The sequence below is a fragment of the Devosia sp. 67-54 genome (assembly GCF_001899075.1).
GTDB lineage: Bacteria > Pseudomonadota > Alphaproteobacteria > Rhizobiales > Devosiaceae > Devosia_A.
In genome coordinates this window covers 440,835-455,640 of the sequence record NZ_MKVA01000005.1, presented here as the reverse complement: position 1 = coordinate 455,640, position 14,806 = coordinate 440,835, and the positions used below count along the sequence as shown (strand labels likewise).

The 14,806-nt window shown below is 66.6% G+C and carries 15 protein-coding genes; 10 read left to right on the top strand and 5 right to left on the bottom strand.

What is annotated here, in order from left to right; translation table 11 throughout:
* The first annotated feature begins 65 nt into the window (after positions 1-65).
* Complete coding sequence (locus tag BGO82_RS07225) at positions 66-1,640, top strand: ABC-F family ATP-binding cassette domain-containing protein (RefSeq protein WP_291304890.1); 1,575 nt, start codon at positions 66-68, stop codon at positions 1,638-1,640.
* An 86-nt stretch (positions 1,641-1,726) separates the two neighbouring features.
* On the opposite strand, the gene dksA is transcribed toward BGO82_RS07225, so the two are convergent.
* Complete coding sequence (gene dksA, locus BGO82_RS07220; RefSeq protein WP_291304889.1) at positions 1,727-2,149, bottom strand: RNA polymerase-binding protein DksA; 423 nt, start codon at positions 2,147-2,149, stop codon at positions 1,727-1,729.
* A gap of 112 nt (positions 2,150-2,261) precedes the next feature.
* A complete protein-coding gene (locus tag BGO82_RS07215; RefSeq protein ID WP_291304888.1) occupies positions 2,262-2,678 on the bottom strand; it encodes a flagellar assembly protein FliX in 417 nt (138 codons plus the stop codon).
* Between the two features lie 216 nt (positions 2,679-2,894).
* Here BGO82_RS07215 and BGO82_RS07210 point away from each other — a divergent pair, with 216 nt between their 5' ends.
* The 7 genes from BGO82_RS07210 to flaF all read left to right on the top strand — a co-directional run bounded on the left by BGO82_RS07210 (position 2,895) and on the right by flaF (position 7,497).
* A complete protein-coding gene (locus BGO82_RS07210) occupies positions 2,895-4,019 on the top strand; it encodes a flagellar basal body P-ring protein FlgI (protein WP_291304887.1) in 1,125 nt (374 codons plus the stop codon).
* The gene (locus BGO82_RS07205; protein ID WP_291304886.1) at positions 4,019-4,312 is read left to right on the top strand and encodes a rod-binding protein; all 294 of its coding nucleotides are present in this window, start codon (positions 4,019-4,021) and stop codon (positions 4,310-4,312) included. The genes BGO82_RS07210 and BGO82_RS07205 overlap by 1 nt, the downstream gene beginning before the upstream one ends.
* A gap of 55 nt (positions 4,313-4,367) precedes the next feature.
* Positions 4,368-4,832 (top strand): hypothetical protein, encoded by a 465-nt coding sequence (locus BGO82_RS07200; RefSeq protein ID WP_291304885.1) that lies wholly within the window; start codon positions 4,368-4,370, stop codon positions 4,830-4,832.
* 120 nt (positions 4,833-4,952) lie between these two features.
* A complete protein-coding gene (locus BGO82_RS07195) occupies positions 4,953-5,258 on the top strand; it encodes a hypothetical protein (RefSeq protein ID WP_291304884.1) in 306 nt (101 codons plus the stop codon).
* 234 nt (positions 5,259-5,492) lie between these two features.
* Entirely contained in the window at positions 5,493-6,623 is a 1,131-nt protein-coding gene (locus BGO82_RS07190; RefSeq protein WP_291304883.1) for a flagellin, read from the top strand.
* A 120-nt stretch (positions 6,624-6,743) separates the two neighbouring features.
* Positions 6,744-7,139, top strand: a complete 396-nt coding sequence (gene flbT, locus BGO82_RS07185) for a flagellar biosynthesis repressor FlbT (protein WP_291304882.1) — start codon at positions 6,744-6,746, stop codon at positions 7,137-7,139.
* Positions 7,120-7,497 carry a flagellar biosynthesis regulator FlaF gene (gene flaF, locus BGO82_RS07180; RefSeq protein ID WP_291304881.1) on the top strand — a complete coding sequence of 126 codons (378 nt, stop codon included), beginning with the start codon at positions 7,120-7,122 and terminating at the stop codon, positions 7,495-7,497. Before flbT ends, flaF begins: the two co-directional genes overlap by 20 nt.
* A gap of 83 nt (positions 7,498-7,580) precedes the next feature.
* Here flaF and BGO82_RS07175 read toward each other — a convergent pair whose 3' ends face one another.
* From BGO82_RS07175 to BGO82_RS07165, 3 genes are read right to left on the bottom strand one after another with little or no spacing between them, the layout of a single operon-like run.
* Entirely contained in the window at positions 7,581-9,083 is a 1,503-nt protein-coding gene (locus tag BGO82_RS07175) for a hypothetical protein (protein ID WP_291304880.1), read from the bottom strand.
* Positions 9,084-9,095: 12 nt separating this feature from the next.
* Positions 9,096-10,949, bottom strand: a complete 1,854-nt coding sequence (gene flgK, locus BGO82_RS07170; RefSeq protein WP_291304879.1) for a flagellar hook-associated protein FlgK — start codon at positions 10,947-10,949, stop codon at positions 9,096-9,098.
* A gap of 29 nt (positions 10,950-10,978) precedes the next feature.
* Entirely contained in the window at positions 10,979-12,745 is a 1,767-nt protein-coding gene (locus tag BGO82_RS07165) for a flagellar hook-basal body complex protein (protein WP_291304878.1), read from the bottom strand.
* Positions 12,746-12,972: 227 nt separating this feature from the next.
* On the opposite strand from BGO82_RS07165, the gene BGO82_RS07160 reads away from it, so the two are divergent.
* Together BGO82_RS07160 and metA are read left to right on the top strand one after the other, a co-directional pair.
* Positions 12,973-13,848: an ATPase gene (locus BGO82_RS07160; RefSeq protein ID WP_291304877.1), complete on the top strand. Its 876-nt coding sequence runs from the start codon at positions 12,973-12,975 to the stop codon at positions 13,846-13,848.
* Positions 13,849-13,885: 37 nt separating this feature from the next.
* Positions 13,886-14,797, top strand: a complete 912-nt coding sequence (metA, locus tag BGO82_RS07155; RefSeq protein WP_291304876.1) for a homoserine O-succinyltransferase — start codon at positions 13,886-13,888, stop codon at positions 14,795-14,797.
* Positions 14,798-14,806 lie beyond the last annotated feature (9 nt).

The window sequence follows — 14,806 nt, the reverse complement described above, 5'->3', positions numbered from 1 at the left end:
CAGGTGCCTCTTGGATTTCTCGCTGACCGATCGCTTCGCCCTGATCCGTCACCGGGACTCCCTCCATGCCCTCCATCCAGTTGCAAAGCCTGTCGCTACAGACGCCTGACGGCCGCGACCTTCTCCAAAATCTCGATCTGAGCTTCGGCGCCGAACGCACCGGCATCGTCGGCCGCAACGGCACCGGCAAGACCACGCTGCTGCGCGTCATCGCCGGCGAGCTCGTGCCCAAAGCCGGCGGCATCGCCGTCGACGGCCGCCTCGGCCTGCTGCGCCAGGCCGTCCGCGCCGACGACGCCAACGTCGCCGAGGCGCTTGGCGTGACCGGCGCCCTCGCTTGTCTCGCCCGCATCGACGCCGGCGCCGGCATCCCCGACGATTTCGAGGCCGCCGACTGGACCTTGGCCGCCCGCATCGGCGAAGCGCTGGCGCAAACGGGCCTGCCGCCGCTCGACCTCGGTCGCGGCGTCGACACGCTGAGCGGCGGCCAGCGCACCCGGCTGTCGCTCGCCGCCCTGCTGCTCGAACAGCCCGACATCCTGCTGCTCGACGAGCCCACCAACAACCTCGATGCCGATGGCCGCGCCGCCGTGGCCGAGCTGCTGCGCACCTGGACCGGCGGCGCCCTCGTCGTCAGCCACGACCGCGCGCTGCTGCGCGAGGTCGACCGCATCCTCGAGCTCACCAGCGTCGGCGCCAGGCTCTACGGCGGCAATTGGGACGCCTATCGCGAGCGGCAGGCCCTCGACCTCGCCGCTGCCGAGCACGATCTGGCGATCGCCGGCCGCCAGCTCGCCGAGATCGACCGCAAGGCGCAGGAGCGCAGCGAGCGCAAGGCCCGCGCCGACTCCCGCGGCAAGGCCAGGGGCGCCCGCGGCGACCTGCCGCGGATCGTCGCCGGCGCCCGCAAGCGCGCCGCCGAGACGACCAGCGGCACGCAGTCCCGCCTCGCCGGCCGCCAACATGCCGAGGCCACGTCCGCCCTTGCCGACGCCGGCGCCCGGATCGAGATCCTGCAGCCCCTCACCGTGACGCTGGAGAGCACCCGCCTGCCCCCTGGCCGCATCGTGCTGCAGATCGAAAATCTCACAGGCGGGCCAGGCGACAAGCCGATCATCCGGACTTTGTCGCTGAGCATCGCCGGGCCCGAGCGCATCGCCCTGACCGGTCCCAATGGCGCCGGCAAGACCACGCTGCTGCGCCTCGCCACCGGCGCGCTGGCGCCGCTGTCGGGCTCGGTGCGCGTCACCCCGCGCCATGCGCTGCTCGACCAGCAGATGGCGCTGCTCGATCCGGCCAAAACGCTGCGCGCCAACTATCTGCGCCTCAATCCCGGCGACAGCGAGAATGCCTGCCGCGCCGCGCTGGCCCGCTTCATGTTCCGCGCCGACGCCGCCCTCCGCCACGTCGGCGAACTGAGCGGCGGCGAGATGCTGCGCGCCGGCCTCGCCGTCACCATCGGCGCCACGCGCCCGCCGGAACTGCTGATCCTCGACGAGCCGACCAACCATCTCGACATCCACGCAATCGCCGCGGTGGAGTCCGGCCTCAGCGCCTATGACGGCGCCCTGCTGGTGGTGAGCCACGACCGGGAGTTCCTCGACGCCATCGGGGTGACGCGGGAGGTGGGGCTGAGGTGAATGGTGAATGGTGAATGGTGACGCCAAAAGCAAAGGGCCTGCCCGCCGGCAAGCCCATTCACCATTCACCACTTACCATTCACCGCCTACTCGTCCCGATACACCTTCTCGCGCCGCTCGTGCATTTCCTGGGCTTCGAGGCTCAGCGTCGCGATCGGGCGGGCGTCGAGCCGCGCGATCCCGATCGGGTCGCCCGTCTCCTCGCAATAGCCATAGGTGCCGTCTTCGATGCGCTTCAGCGCCGCGTCGATCTTGCTGATCAGCTTGCGCTGCCGGTCGCGGGTCCGCAACTCGAGGGCCCGGTCGCTTTCCGATGAGGCGCGGTCGGCCATGTCCGGATGGTTCTGGCTCTCTTCCTGGAGGTTTTCGAGCGTCTCGCGGCTTTCCCGGAGGATGTCGTCCTTCCAGTTCTCGAGCTTCTTGCGGAAGTACTCCCGCTGCCGCGGGTTCATGAAGGGTTCGTTTTCAGTCGGCCGATAGTCAGCCTCAGCAACCGCGCTTCGCACCATATGGACTCAACTCACCATCCCGAGTTGCCGGCCTTATAGTGATCGGCAAACCGCTCGGCAAGCTTTGCCGGGTGCCATGATGAATTCGTGAATCCCGTGGCCGTACCGGGGGTTACATGCCGGGGTAGCGCCCGAACTTGGCCAGCTCCACCCGCGCCCTGAGCTCGATGTCGTCGAGCACCCCGTCCAGCCCCGGCAGGTTGCGGTCGCGCGCCTGCCCGATCAGCGCCATCAGTTGGTTGAGCCGCCCCTCGCTCACCTGCCCCAGCAACAGGTCCGCCTTGATCGATTCCAGCGTGTCGAGCAGCGCATTTCCCCGCCGCAGCGCCTTCTTTCTGGCGAACAGCGGGTCCTCGACCGCCTGCAGCGCCAGCAGCGCGTCGAGGCTCGACGCCGCCGCCACCGGCGCGGCCGTGGCGGCCCGCTGCGTCGCCGCACCGTCGTCGACGAAAAACCCGCCGCCCTGCGCCCGGCCGACGCCGCCGCTACGGCTCAACGAACTGGATCTGGCGGTACTTTCGACGCGCAATTGTCGCGACTCTCGGGGCGCCCATCGCCTGGCCGGCAAAATCTGCCGCCAGCCGTTAACAACCCCTTAACGACCCGGCAAAAGCTGCTCCGCGCCAGCCCTCCGGTTTTGGCAAAAAGCTGCAATATCAGCCGCTTGGCGAAACTGGCACGCATTTCGCATTGCTCTTGCCGATTGCGTGCGCCGTGGGGACGGCGCGCCAACCGGGGATCGACAATGAGATATCGGGCATTCCTGCGGGCAGTGACGGCGCTTCTGGTGGCGGCGAGCCTGTTCGCTCCCGCCGCGCCGGCCGCGGCGGCCACCGCGCGCATCAAGGACATCGTCAACATCGAGGGCGTCCGCGACAACCAGCTCGTCGGCTACGGCCTCGTGGTCGGCCTCAACGGCACCGGCGACAGCCTCAACAACTCGCCCTTCACCAAGCAGAGCCTGCAGGCCATGCTGGAGCGGCTCGGCGTCAACACCCGCGGCGAGAACATGCGCACCGGCAACGTCGCCGCCGTGATGGTGACGGCCAATCTCCCCGCCTTCTCCACCCAGGGCTCGCGCCTCGACGTCTCGGTCTCCTCGCTCGGCGACGCCTCGAGCCTGCAGGGCGGCACCCTGCTGGTGACGCCCCTGCTCGGCGCCGATGGCGAGGTCTATGCCATCGCCCAGGGCTCGGTGACCATCAACGGCTTCAAGGCCTCCGGCGACGCCGCCACCGTGATCTCGGGCGTGCCGACCACCGGCCGCATCTCCTCGGGCGGCCTGATCGAGCGCGAGATCGGCTTTTCGCTGGGTGCCCAGCGCAGCCTGCGCCTCGCCCTCAAGAACCCCGACTTCACCACCTCGCGCCGCGTGGCGCTGTCGATCAACGACTTCATCGGCACCCCCTGCGCCGTTCCCGAGGACCAGGCGACGGTGCGCATCACCCTGCCGCAGAACTTCAACGGCAACATCGTCGACCTCATCACCGACATCGAGCAACTCGTCGTCGACACCGACCAGCCGGCGAGGATCGTCATCGACGAAAACTCCGGCATCATCGTCATGGGCAAGGACGTGCGCGTCTCCAGCGTCGCCGTGGCTCAGTCCAACCTCACCGTCACCGTCGCCGAAACGCCGCAGGTCAGCCAGCCGCCGCCGCTCAGCAACGGCGTCACCACCGAGGTGCCGCGCACCGATCTCGGCGTCAACTTCGTCAACTCCGACCTCGCCGTGGTCAAGGACTCGGTCAGCCTGCAACAGCTCGTCGACGGCCTCAATGCGCTTGGCATCAGCCCGCGCGACCTCATCGCCATCCTGCAGGCGATCAAGGCCGCCGGCGCGCTGCAGGCCGACATCGAGGTGATGTGATGCAGAGCGCCGTTCCACTGCCCAAGGTCGACACCGCCAGCCCCGCTTACGCCAGGCTGCACCAGCAGGCCAAGGACCTCGAGGGCGTGTTCCTCACCTCGCTGATGAAGGAGATGTTCTCCTCCATCAAGACCGACGACCAGAGTTTCGGCGGCGGCTTCGCCGAACAGACCTGGCGCGGCATGCAGGCCGAACAGCTCGCCGGCGCCATGGCCGACCGCGGCGGCATCGGCCTCGCCGATCAGCTGATGCCCACCTTGCTGCGGATGCAGGAAGCCGCCCCGGCATCATGACAAGCACCTCGCACGCGCATTCCACCGCATCGTCCTCTGAATCGAGAGTCTAGACATGTCCGCCGCGCAACGCCTCGCCGCCCTCGACGATCTGCCCGCCCGCGACCTCATCGCCTTTACCGACGGGACGCTGCGGGCGCTCGTCGACATCATGAACCGCGAGACCACGTTGCTCCGCGCCGGCCATCACGCCGACGCCATGCAGCTCGGCGCCGAAAAGACCCGTCTCGCGCAGGACTACGTCACCTATTCGCGCGCCGTGCAGCGCCAGCTCGACCGGCTCAACGCCGAAGCTCCCGGCGGGGTCGCCGGGCTCAAGCACGGCCACGAGCAGCTGGCGACGCAGATGGCCGAGAATTTGCGCGTCATCGCCACCGTGCGCAGCGTCACCGAGGATCTGTTGACCGACGTCGCCCAGCGCGTCGCCGGCGCCGCCCGCCCCAAGACCTATGGCGCCGTCGGCGAGCTGACGGCGCCGGCGGCCGGCAGCGGCGGCATCGCCCTCAACCGCTCGCTCTGAGCCGTTTCAATTTGACATAAATCCACCCGCGCCGCGCCACCGCCCGGCAAGATTTGCGATCCTAGCCTCTCCGCCGAAGGGCCAGGAAACCCGAGGCCCTGCACGCGCTGGATGTGGATCGTGGTCGCTAGAATTGCGCCAGAGCCGATCGTCTTGGGAACCGCGGTGACCCAGTACCGGGCGCGCGGCGACACCGGCGCGCGCACCGCTTCCCTCGCCGACACGCCGCTGCCGCCCATCCTGCCGCCGGTTCCCGAGCCGGTGCCGGCGCCCGCCATTCTGCCGCCCAACCAGGTTCTCGCCGCCGCCCTGGTGGCCCAGCAATTGCCCGCCCGCGCTCCGTCGCTGGCCGAGGTGAAGCTGCGCCTGCCGAGCGGCTGGCAGGCTCCCGACTCGCCCCTTCGGCTGGCTGACCGCAAGGTCTGAGCGCGGCCTTCGTTAACTCCGTGTGACACTCCGGCGCGCTCGCCCGGCAAACTTTGCCGCCTGCCCGAAAGCCGCGGAATTCCGGGCTTTTACGCCTCGTTTACCGAGACCCGGCGCGGCGCACTTAATCTCAATCCCGCGGTCCGCCATTAACTTTTCTTTACGAGGTCGGGCCGATAGTCGCCGGGACGCTTCAGGAAGAGGCGCTAGGACTGGACCCAGAAGAGGAACACTATGTCTAACATCACGCTTTCAGCATCGGTTCGTTCGAACCTGCTGTCCCTCCAGAACACTGCTTCGCTGCTCGACACCACCCAGACCCGTCTGGCGACCGGCAACAAGGTCAACAGTGCTCTCGACAACCCGACCTCGTACTTCACCGCTCAGTCGCTGAACGCCCGTGCGTCGGACCTCGGCAACCTGCTGGACTCGGTTGGCAACGCCATCCAGACCATCCAGGCCGCCAACGACGGCATCACCTCGATCCAGAAGCTCGTCGACTCCGCCAAATCCACGGCGAACCAGGCGCAGCAGCTCTCCGAGACCGTTGCGAGCCCCGAGCACCTCTCGTCGGTTCAGGCGACCTATACCGCGCCGTCGGGCTCTGCTGCGACGCTTAAGATCAACGGCACGGACGTCTCGATCGCCGATGGCGCTGACATCGACGCAGCGATTACGGCCATCAATACCGCCGCGATTTCCGGCATCAGCGCGTCGAAGGACACTGCTGGGACCAAGCTGGTCATCAGTGGCGCGGCCGGCACCACGGTGACCATCGGCTCGACCGCCGTCGGCTTCACCTCGGGTGCAACCGATGCCTACGTTGCCGCTGGCGCTGGTGCAGCGGTCGCCAACCCGGCTCGCGCCGCTCTGATCTCGCAGTATAATGGCCTGCTCGATCAGATCGACCAGTTGACCAAGGACGCTGGCTTCAATGGCAACAACCTGCTGGCGGGCACCTCCACCCAGCTCAAGGTGGTGTTCAACGAAACCGGCACCTCGAACCTGACCATCACCGGCGCCGACACCAGCGCGACCGGCCTCGGCCTCGCGCAGCTCAGCGCCACCGGCTTCGACACCAACGCCGGCATCACCACCATCCTGTCCAAGCTCAAGGGTGCGTCGGACACGCTGCGTGCGAATGCCTCGAGCTTCGGTTCGCAGCTGTCGATCGTGCAGACCCGTCAGGACTTCACCAAGGCCCTGATCAACACGCTGCAGACCGGTGCGTCGAACCTGACGCTGGCCGACTCCAACGAGGAAGCCGCCAACCTGCTCGCGCTGCAGACCCGCCAGAGCCTCAGCACCAAGGCCCTGTCGCTGGCCTCGCAGTCGGACCAGAACGTGCTCCGTCTGCTCCAGTAGTCCGGACCAGGCATCGACTACGGAAGGCGGGCCCACGAGCCCGCCTTTCTCTTTGCGGCGGCGCCCATGGCCGACTAGATTGCACGGCGCAAATCGTTGAACAGACGTCGAGGTTGTCCGGTGTCCCTGAAAGTCGAGCTGAAGCCGCATGAGCGCCTGATCATCGGCAATTGCGTGGTCACCAACTCCGACCAGCGCACCCGCCTGTTCATCGACGGCAACGCGCCGATCCTGCGCGAGAAGGACATTCTAACGCCCGAGACCGCCAACTCGCCTGCCAGGCGCATCTACCTGGCCGTGCAGCTCATGTATCTCGACAACGACATCTCGAAGCTGCGCGGCGAGTATTTCGCCCTGGTCAACGACATCGTCACCGCGGCGCCGTCCTGCATCCCCATTGTCGACGAAATCAATAACGACATCTTAACCGGGTCGCTGTACAAAGCGCTGAAGGCCGCCAAGCGGTTGATCCAGTACGAACAGGACCTCCTCACAAATGCAGCATCACGGGGCTAACGCCTACCAGCAGGTGGGCAAGCAGACCGCCAATCCCCGCGACCTCGAGGCCAATCTGCTGGTGAAGTCGGCGACAAATATGCAGCGCATCCGCGACAATTGGGACGGCGCGACGCGCGACGATCTCGCCGCCGCCCTCAAGTTCAACCAGCGCCTGTGGACCGTGTTCATGGGCTCGGTCACCGACCCAGCAAGCCCGCTGCCCGTCGACGTCCGCCAGAACGTCGCCAACCTCGGCATCTTCATCGCCAAGCACATGCTGCAGCTGCAGATCGAACCCGCCGCGCAAAAGCTCGACGTGCTGATCAACATCAACCGTCAGCTCGCCGCCGGCCTGCGCGCCACGCCGACCGAGTAGTTCAAGAACATCGTTATGGTGAATGGCCGGTAGGGCTCAGCGCCCGCCGCTAGCAAGCCCATTCACCACTTACCATTCACCATTCATCTCAGGTAGTTCACCAGCGACAGCTTCGAGATCAGCGACGTCGTCTGGTACGTCGCCTGCAGCCGGGTCTGCAGCGCCGCGATCTGCACCGCCACTTCGTTGTCGTCCGACTTCTCGATGCCGGCGAGCAGCCCTTGCATCTGCGTGCTGTAGTCGTCGTGCCGGGACTTGATGTCGCCCACCTGCACCTTGGCGTTGTTGAGCTCGATGCTCAGCATCGCGATCGAGCCCTGCGTGCTGTTGTTGCTGACCGACAGGTTCTGCACGTTGCGCGAGGCGATGGCGTCGAACCGGCCCTCGGTGTTCGGATCCGAGGTGCTGAACGTCTGGATCGCCAGCACCGCCAGCGAGCGCACCAGTTGCGCCGTGCCGCTCTCGTTGGCCTGCGCCCCGTAATTGACCGTCTGCGCATCGTCGACGCGCGCCTGGATGCTGGCGCGCGGATTGCTGGAATCGCCGCCCGTGTACCACGTCACCGTGGTCGTCGGATCGGCCGTCACCAGGCTGGTGGCGTGCGCGAAATCCGGCGTGCCGTCCACCCGCTGCACCGGCTGGCCCTGGCCGTTGAAGAAATTGTTCGCCGCCTCGTTGTTCGATGCCGCGACCAGCGTCGTCTGCGCGTGCTTTTGCAGCGCGCTCTGCAGCGCCGTGCTGAAATTGGCCGCCGTCGTCGCCGCATCGGCGCCGATCTGGAACTGGCCGACGTCGGGCGTCCCGGTCACCGCCTTGAGCACGATGCCGTCCGACGTGCCGTCGGGCAGCGTCAGCCCGATGGTCACGCTGTCGCCGGCGAGCGGCACGCCGGTGAACTGCACGTTGAGCGATTGCGGCGGCGTCCCGCCCGGGGTCGTCAGCGTCACCGCGGCGCTGCTGGCGCTCGCCGTGCTGAGCTTGAAGCCGAACGGATGGTTGCCGTCCTCGGTCAGCGATACGTTCGGCGCCGTGCCGCCGATCGTCAGCCGCCCGAGGCCGTCGCCCACATCGGCCTGCTGCCGCTCCGAGGCGACCTGCTTGAACCCGGCCTTGCCGGCCGAGCCGTAGAGGATGCTGTTCATGTCGGCGACCGGCGCCTTGTCGGTCACGCTGCCGCCGAACAGATAGCGGCCGTTGATGTCGCTGTTGAGGATGTTGATGACTTCGTCGAGGCTGCTCGCCGCCTGCACCGGCACGGCGCCCAGCACGATGTCCTGCGAGCCGTAGCTGTTGGGCGTGATCAGCCCGCGCGCATCCTGCTGCAGCGTGCTGAGCCGGGTGGTGAGCTGGTCGAACATGTCGAGCCGGCTGTTCACCACCGTGATGTTGGTCGCATAGCCGTCGAGCCGGCTGATGCGCGAGCGGATCGAGAGGTCGAAATAGCGGTCGCTGCCCAGCTCCGCCAGGTTCGACGCCTTCTGCCCGGTCGACAATTGCGTCTGCAGCGAGGTGAACTGGTTCTGCATGCGCGTGATCAGGTCCATGCTGGTCTGGACCGGATACATCGTGCGGCTGACGACGGACATGCCAGTGACTCCTTACAGATCCAGCAGCTTGGACATCAGGTCCTGCACTGCCGAGATGACTCGCGCATTGGCCGAATAGGCGTTCTGCAGCTCGAGCAGCCGCGCCATCTCTTCATCGACATTGACGCCGTACTCGCTGTCGAGCCGCTGGTTCAGCGCCTGCACTGCCGTCTGCTGCGTGTCGGCGCTGCTCTTGGCGTCGGCGGCGACATTGCCGGTATAGTCCATCGTCTGCGAGATCAGATCGCCGACCGAGCCGGACAGGCGGAACGCCCCGAGGTCCGACACGTTCGATTGCGGCGTGGCAAACCGCATATTGCTGAGCTGGTCGAGCAGGTAGTTGGCGCGGTCGTCGTCGCCCATCGAGCCGCCGGCCTGGTACTGCACCAGGTAGCGGTTGTCGGCGAGAATGGCGCTGTTGATGGTGATGCGCGCCGCGAACCCCAGCTTCTGCCCGCGCCCGCCGAGGCTGTCGGTGTAGGGGGCATCGCCATTGTCGACGAACAGGTTGAGCGCCAGCGCGTTGGCGCCGCCCTGCAGCGAGGTCACGGTGGCGTGGCTGGTCATGCCGTTGACATCGGTGGTGCCGGTCGAGCCGTCGTCGAGCACCTGCACGCCATTGGCCGTCGCCGTCACCGCGAAGCCGCCGCCGAGCGCCCCGCGCACCGACTGCGCCACCTGGGCCATGCCGCCCGAAAAATCGACGCCCACCACATGCGCGCCATTGGCGTCGTAATAGTCGAGCGGCCGCTTGCTGGGGTCATCGACCCGCACGAAACGATAGGTCTGCGTAACGCCGTTCTTGCCGACATCGACAGTAAAATCGTTGCCGTCCTGCAGCGCGCTGAGATCGAGGCTGTAGCCGCTCGGCGCCCCCGCCGAGCCGGCGGGCGTCCCCTGCGTCGTTACCGTGTTCATCGCCTGCGCCAGCGACGCGGCCACCTGGTCGAGCTGGCTCTGCGCCGACACCAGCGATTTGTCGCGCAGATCGGTCAACGCCTTGAGGTTGCCCGACTGCAGCACGTTCTGCTGCACCAGATCGAGCGTCAGCCCCGACGAGCTGATCAGCTTGAGGCTGCCCACCGCGCTCTTGGCCGGGTCGGTGCTGCCGAGCTTTTCCGCCGTCAGCGTCCCCGCGGGGTCGAACTCGAACGTCGCCGCCTTGACGTCCAGCAGGCCGACGCCGGTGCGCGTCATCAGCGCCACCGTACCGTCGTTGCGATACGTCGCCTGCACGTCGATCTGTTCCGAGATCTGCGACACCAGCCGGTCGCGCTGGTCCATCAGCGCCGAGCGCGCCGCCTCGTCGCCCGACTGGCTGGCGAGGTGCTGGTTGATCTGCGCCAGCGATTGCAGCGACTGGTTGAGCACCGTCACGCTCGCCTGCATCTGCGTTTCGGTCGACTGCCTGAGGCTCTGGATGTTGCTCGACAGCGAGTTGAGCGTCGACACCAGGCTCTGTGCCTTCGACACCACCGTGGCGCGCGTCGCAAAATCGTCCGGGCTGGTGCCCAGCGCCTGCAGCGCGTTCATGAAGCTGCCGAACATGGTGTCGAGCGACGCATCTTCGCCCGGCTTGCCGAAATAGGTCTGCAGCTGGTCGAGCACCGCCGACATCGTGGACGTGTAGCCCGAGTTCGACGTCGCCGAATTGTAGTTCGCCTGCAGGCTGGCATCGAAGGCGCGCTGCACCCCGCCCGTCCGGGCGAAGATGGAGTTGACGCCCATCGTGTCGATGACGCTGAGCGACTGCTTGTGGTAGCCGGGCGTGCCCGCGTTCGCGACATTGCGCGACACGACGTTGAGGCTGGCCTGGCTGGTGGCCATGCCGGTCAGCGCGTTGGCGAGCGAAATGCCGAGACCCATGGACGCTTAACTCCGAACCGCCGCGCCGCTCAGCGCAGCATGTTGAGCGCCTGCTGCAGCATCTGGTCGGCCGTCGACACGATCTTGGTGCCGGCCGCATAGGCCTGCTGCGTCACGATCAGCTTGGTGAACTCCTCCGAGATGTCGGTGTTGGAGCTCTCGAGCGACGATCCGATCACCCCGCCGCTGCTGTTGATGATCGGCCCGCCCGAATCCGCCGTCGCCTCGAAGGTGCCGCCGTCGAGCCGCTTCAGCTGGTTGGCGGCATTGAAATTGGCCGTCACCACCTGCGCCGTCTCGACCGTCTGGCCGTTGTCGTACGACACCACGACGCGGCCGTTGTCGTTGATCGCCACCGACGTGTACTGCCCCGCCGGATAGCCGTTCTGGCTCAGCGCCGTAACGCCCGCCGTGCCGTTCGGATCGTTGAACTGGGTGATGCCGCCGGTGCCGAAATTGAGCGAGATGTTGCCCAGCGACACGCCGTCCACCGTCACCCCCGACAGGTCCGTTTCGGTCAGCGCCGGGCTCAGCGCGCCGTCCGAGCCGAAGGTGTAGTCGGTGCCGACGTTCTTCCACATCGTGGTGCCGCCCGTCGCACTGCTGTCCGACAGATAGTAGAGGTTCCACCGGTCGACGCCGCCCACATCGCTGCTGGCGATCTTGGCCCAGCGCAATTGCACGTTGGCCGGCGCGCCGTTGCTGGCATAGACGGTGATGGCGCCGCCCGAGATCGACTCGTTGATGAACTTGTCGGAATCCTGCGCCTTGATGGTCCCGGCGCGCGACGACAATTGCAGCGTCTGCGACACGCTCGGCGAGCTCGAGCCGTTGGTGAAGCCCATGCCCGTCGTGGCGCCGGTGGTGTTGTCGGTGATCGTCAGATTGTTGGTCGTGCCCGCTGCCGTGGCGACGATCTTGCCGCCCGACAGCGAGAAGGTGACGCCCGGCACTGCCGCGTTGAGCGCCGTCAGCACGCCACCCACCGTATTGGTGGTGGTGAGGTCGATATTGGTGCCGGTCGTGGCCGCGCCGGTGTTGGTGAAGGTGATGGTGACGGGCGTGCCCGGCGATGCCGTGGTCCCCACCTGCACCACCAGCGAGTCGCCGTCGCTGGCGATATTGGTCGAGGCATCGCCGGTGGCCGCCGCGGCGCCGGTCGTGCTCGCCGACGTATCGTTGCCGATGCTGCTGTCGAAATCCTGCGGCTTCAGCAATTCGCTGCCCGAGGTCTTGGACTCCTGGTACTGCCCGTTTTTGGGAAGCTGCGGCAGGTTGAGCTGGTAGCTGACGCGCGTCGTCGGCGCCGCCGGCAGGAACGAATTGGAGATGCGGATCACCTGCGGCAGCGAGCTCGAAATGTTGTGCGTGGTCGGGTCGATCGGCAGGCCCTTGAGGTAATAGCCCGAGCCGTTGACCAGATAGCCGTTCTTGTTGATGTCGAAATCGCCGCGCCGCGTGTAGTAGTTCGAGCCGGCGAACACCGAGGCGCCGTCCGTCTGCCCGATCGCCGGCTCGACCACGAAGAAGCCCGAGCCGTTCACCGCCATGTAGGTGGCATTGCTCACCGTCTTGACGTCGCCCTGCTGCGTGTTGGTCGCCTGCGATTGCGCGATCACCGAGCCCGACGTCTGGATCTTGGTCGGCTGGTCCGGGATCATGTCGAGGAAGTCGGTATCGACGCGCTTGAACCCGGTGGTCTGCGAATTGGCGATGTTGCCCGAGATGTTCTCGAGCGCGAACGACTGGGCGCGAAGCCCCGTGACCGCGGTTGAAAGAGCCCCGTAGATACCCATTGCACGTCCCCAATTGCCTGCGGCGGCTCGCGCACGCCTGTTCGGGCTCAGCGATGCAAGCCGGGTGCCAGACTCTCATCTCGTTGAATTTGCAGCATTTCCGGCCGCCGCGCGCCGGCGCGCCCGGCAAATGCGTCCGGGCTGGGCGGCAGATTCTGCCGCCATGCTTGTGCCTTCCCGGCGCTTCCTCTAAACGCGTCAACCGACCCCACCAGGCGAAAAACCCGATGCTGTTCAGGACGCCGGACGAATTTCATGACGCGCCACGTCACGCCGTGACGGTGTTCGGCATGGCCGGCGTCGGCAAGACGCGGCTGGCGGCGCTGCTGCGCCGCTCGCAATGGTTCCACTATTCGGTCGATTACCGCATCGGCACCCGCCACATGGGCGAGTTCATCGTCGACAACTTCAAGGCCGAGGCCATGAAGGTGCCGTTCCTGCGCGATCTGCTGCGCACGGATTCGATCAAGATCGGCTCCAACATCACCTTCGCCAATCTCGATCCGCTGTCGACCTATCTCGGCCGCCCCGGCAACACCGCCAGGGGCGGCCTGCCGCTCGACGAATACCGCCGCCGCCAGGAACAGCACCGCCAAAGCGAGATCGCCGCCCTGCTCGAAGTGCCGCGCTTCATCCAGCGCGCCCACGACCTCTACGCCTACGACAATTTCATCGCCGACACCGGCGGCTCGCTGATCGAGGTGGTCGATCCCGACGACCCCGACGATCCGGTGATCAGGACGCTCGCCGGCAGCACCGCCCTGATCTACATCCGCGGCACCGAAAAGGATGCCGACGAGCTGGTGCGCCGCTTCACGGCCTCGCCCAAGCCGATGTACTACCAGCCGCCCTTCCTCACGAAAAAATGGGCCGAGTTCAAGAAGCTCAACAAGGTGGCCGACGACAACAAGGTCGATCCCGACAAGTTCGGCGCCTGGGGCTTCGAGGCGCTGCTGCACGACCGCCTGCCGCGCTACCAGAAGCTCGCCGACAAATACGGCTACACCATCGACGCCGCCGACCTCGCCACCGTCCGCGACGGCGAGGAATTCGTCGATCTCGTCGCCACCGCGATCAAGGGCCGAATGCGTGAGCTCACCTGAGCCGCCGCCGTTCGCCCCCTAATCTCGAGATCGCCTCATGCCCATCCGCATTCCCGACAACCTCCCCGCCCGCAAGACCCTCGAAGCCGAGGGCGTCGTCGTCATGGATTCGAGCCGCGCTGCGCGCCAGGACATCCGGCCGCTGCAGATCGGCCTCCTGAACCTGATGCCCAACAAGGAGCGGACCGAAACGCAGTTCTCGCGCCTCATCGGCGCCACGCCGCTGCAGGTCGACCTGACGCTGGTGCGCGTCACCGACCACCAGTCCAAGAACACCTCCGAGGACTACCTCAAGACCTTCTACTCGACTTGGGAACAGGTGCGCGCGCGAAAATTCGACGGTTTCATCGTCACCGGCGCGCCCATCGCCCACCTCCCCTTCGAGGAGATCAAATACTGGTCCGAGATGGTCGAGATCATGAAATGGACGCAGACCAACGTCCACCGCACCATGTTCATCTGCTGGGGGGCGCAGGCGGCGCTGCACTACTTCCACGGCGTCCGCCGCTACCGCATGCCGCACAAGGCCTTCGGCGTGTTCCGCCACAGGATCGTCAACCCGCGCTCGGTATGGCTGCACGGCTTTTCCGACAGCCCGATGATCCCGGTCAGCCGCTACAACGACATCGATCGCCAAAGCCTCGGCCCCGACCTCGAGATCCTCATCGACAACGCCGACATCGGCGTCTGCTGCATCGACGACCCCAGGCACCGGGCCGTGCACATGCTCAACCATCTCGAATACGACCACCGCTCGCTGGCCGACGAATATGAGCGCGACGTGAAGGCCGGGCTGAATCCCGCCCAGCCGGTCAACCTCTTTCCCAACGGCGATCCGGCGATCGAGCCCGAGAACCGCTGGCGCAGCCACGCCCATCTGCTGTTCCAGAACTGGATCAACGAGATCTACCAGACCACGCCGTTCGATATGGACCGGATCGGCGCCTGAGCGGGCTTC

Excerpts from the sequence above, each read along its gene's own strand:
- BGO82_RS07225 (WP_291304890.1), top strand. The coding sequence starts at position 66 with ATGCCCTCCATCCAGTTGCAAAGCCTGTCGCTACAGACGCCTGACGGC.
- dksA (WP_291304889.1), bottom strand. The coding sequence starts at position 2,149 with ATGGTGCGAAGCGCGGTTGCTGAGGCTGACTATCGGCCGACTGAAAAC.
- BGO82_RS07210 (WP_291304887.1), top strand. The coding sequence starts at position 2,895 with ATGAGATATCGGGCATTCCTGCGGGCAGTGACGGCGCTTCTGGTGGCG.
- BGO82_RS07205 (WP_291304886.1), top strand. The coding sequence starts at position 4,019 with ATGCAGAGCGCCGTTCCACTGCCCAAGGTCGACACCGCCAGCCCCGCT.
- BGO82_RS07200 (WP_291304885.1), top strand. The coding sequence starts at position 4,368 with ATGTCCGCCGCGCAACGCCTCGCCGCCCTCGACGATCTGCCCGCCCGC.
- BGO82_RS07190 (WP_291304883.1), top strand. The coding sequence starts at position 5,493 with ATGTCTAACATCACGCTTTCAGCATCGGTTCGTTCGAACCTGCTGTCC.
- flaF (WP_291304881.1), top strand. The coding sequence starts at position 7,120 with ATGCAGCATCACGGGGCTAACGCCTACCAGCAGGTGGGCAAGCAGACC.
- BGO82_RS07175 (WP_291304880.1), bottom strand. The coding sequence starts at position 9,083 with ATGTCCGTCGTCAGCCGCACGATGTATCCGGTCCAGACCAGCATGGAC.
- flgK (WP_291304879.1), bottom strand. The coding sequence starts at position 10,949 with ATGGGTCTCGGCATTTCGCTCGCCAACGCGCTGACCGGCATGGCCACC.
- BGO82_RS07165 (WP_291304878.1), bottom strand. The coding sequence starts at position 12,745 with ATGGGTATCTACGGGGCTCTTTCAACCGCGGTCACGGGGCTTCGCGCC.
- BGO82_RS07160 (WP_291304877.1), top strand. The coding sequence starts at position 12,973 with ATGCTGTTCAGGACGCCGGACGAATTTCATGACGCGCCACGTCACGCC.
- metA (WP_291304876.1), top strand. The coding sequence starts at position 13,886 with ATGCCCATCCGCATTCCCGACAACCTCCCCGCCCGCAAGACCCTCGAA.